2 protein-coding genes are annotated in these 2,599 nt (G+C 31.0%); one reads left to right on the top strand and one right to left on the bottom strand.

What is annotated here, in order from left to right:
- Positions 1 to 2,057, bottom strand: a 2,057-nt coding sequence (locus AC30RD_RS08295; RefSeq protein ID WP_489494012.1) for a Lon protease family protein, incomplete at its 3' end; no start/stop codon positions are given.
- An 85-nt stretch (positions 2,058 to 2,142) separates the two neighbouring features.
- On the opposite strand from AC30RD_RS08295, the gene AC30RD_RS08290 reads away from it, so the two are divergent.
- Complete coding sequence (locus tag AC30RD_RS08290) at positions 2,143 to 2,553, top strand: NUDIX domain-containing protein (RefSeq protein WP_489494011.1); 411 nt, start codon at positions 2,143 to 2,145, stop codon at positions 2,551 to 2,553.
- Positions 2,554 to 2,599: the final 46 nt, after the last annotated feature.

Here is a 2,599-nt window from a genome sequence, read left to right as displayed (position 1 = left end):
TTTTGGCTTATTGAGCCTGTAACGGCAATATTTTGTTTTATCGGTATATTTGAAATAGCTGAAAGCAGAGCACAAGTTTCAGCTAACGAAGCGCTATCTCCTTCTACGAAAGAGTAGCTCTGTTCAAAAACCAAAGAGGCGCTAAGAGTTAATGGCATATCCAAAAGATATCTTCCCTTTAAAAAACCAGCAATTATCATAGTGCTTTTTGTATATATTTTTCCACCAAGTTCAGCTTCTTTTTCTATATCTACAACCTCACCTTTTCCCATTCTTGCGGTTGCTGTTATTTTTGAAGGTTTAGCAAAACTAATATCTCCAAGATCAATAACCGAAAGTCCGTTGATTACGCCTATTTTTTTACCTTTTATATCTATTTTTAAAATATCTCTATTGAACTCCTCTTGAATTAACTCTTTTACCCTTGAACTCCTATACTCTTTGGCTTTTACAGCGTTTTTTATATCTATATCTTCAATGATTTGCGAGTTTCTATTTTTTGCAAGAAAATTTGCCTCTTGCATAAGGTCTTTTATCTTTTTTATCTCTAAAGAGAGTTTTTTTGCGTCTTGAGCATATCTTGAGCTAATATCTACTATTTTTGCAACAGCTTCTTTTGAGAGGGGCAAAAGATTTTCTTCTTTTGCGAAAGAGGCGATTAGATATCCATAAAGTTTTAACGACTCTTCATCTTTATTATATATCTCATTAAAATCGGCTACAACTTTAAAAAGCTCTTTAAAATCGCTATCAAGATTGTATAAAAGATAGTATAAAATCCTATTTCCTATAAGCACTATTTTTATATCCAAATCTATAGGCTCAGGTTCTAGCGTTAATGTACTAATCAATCCTATCATTCTCTCTTTTGGAACAATTTTTATCTTTTTTGAAAGAATCGCTCTTTTTAAAGATTCCCAAGCAAAAGGTTCAAAAAGAAGCTTTCTTGCGTCTAAAATAAGATATCCTCCCGATGCTTTATGTAAAGCCCCAGGCCTAATAAGGGTAAAATCTGTTATTAAAGTTCCCATTTGTGCTATATGCTCAATTCTTCCGATTAAATTTTCATATGTAGGATTATCTTCATAAACCACAGGAGCAAACTCTTCATCTTTAAAAGAGACAAGAACATTAACCTCATATCTTTTAAAAGATGGTCTAATAAGCGTATAAAATACAAAAGGCATCGATACCGAACTCTCCTCTTTGAAAAGAAAGTCTTGAAGATTTTCAACAACATCCTTTTTCACGTTGTCTAAATATTTTATAATTTTTTTATTATCTGAATATTTTCTTTTCAACTCTTCTATTAAATGTCCTGCAACAAGATCTGTTGTCATTTCGTTTAATTTTTTTAGTTTTTCAACAAGTTCTCTTCTAAAAAGCGCTAGTTCTCTTGTTATATCGTTTAGCCTATCATTTAAAATATCTACTTTTTTTTCTAAATCATCTTTTATCTCTTGAGGAAGAGCTTGAAACTCTTCGGGTTTCATAAGTGTGCCATCAGGTTTTAAGGGCACAAACATTATCCCAGCTGGTGTTCTAACAACTGCAATACCAAGTTTTTTTGCCTCATTTTCAAGTTTTTTGTATAAAAAATCGCTTCTATTTTTTAACTCTTCTTCTATCATCTTTTTTTTATAATTGTATTCTTCACTCTCAAAAGCGGTAGGAATGGCACTTTTTAGGGTTTCTATAAGATTTTTCATATCTTTTTTAAATTCTTGTCCCTTTCCACTTGGCAAAATTATTGCGATAGGTTTGTTTGGTTGGGAAAAATTGTTAACATAACAGATATCGTTTGGTATTTTTTTTGATTTTGCTCTATCTTTTAATAATTTTTTTACAATCTCATGTTTGCCAAGCCCCGCTGGTCCCATTACAAAAATATTATATTTATTATTATCCATTTTTGTTGCAAAATCGATGGATTTAATAGCTCTTTCTTGGCCAAAAATCTGAAACTCTTTTTCAATTTCTTGCGTAGTTTTAAAACTAAAAATTTCCGGATTGCATCTATTATCTAACTCTTTTAGACTCAGAGGTTTAATATCCATACTCTCTCCTCAAAATTGATACTTTATATAGATTTTATAACAATTAATTTAAAATAAGCAAAAAATAGGAAAATTTGGAGAAAAAATGAATATTAAAACCCCTTTTGTAGCGGTTGATGGGATAATAAAAATTTTTGAAGAAGGAAAATTTAGAGGAATAGTTCTTATTAAAAGAAAAAATCCGCCTTTAGGGTTGGCGCTTCCAGGGGGGTTTGTAGAAATAGGTGAGAGTGTTGAAAAGGCTTTAGTTAGGGAGATGAAAGAAGAGACCGGTTTAAATGTAAATATAGAAAAGCTTTTGGGAGTTTATAGCGATCCCCAAAGAGATCCTAGATTTCATGCGATAAGTTTGGTTTTTATTTGTAAAGCCTCTGGCGTCCCAAAAGGCATGGATGACGCAAAAGAGGCTTGCATTTATAAAATAGAAGATATTCCTTATGACTCTTTAGTATTTGATCATAAAAAAATATTAATGGATTTTGTGGGAGCTTTATAAAAAGAGCTTATAAATAAAAGATTTTAAATAAAAAGTATGATAATAA

It is taken from the genome of Nitrosophilus sp. (assembly GCF_982775275.1).
The sequence above is the reverse complement of the archived record's forward strand: the minus strand, read 5'-3'. Positions and strand labels throughout refer to the sequence as shown.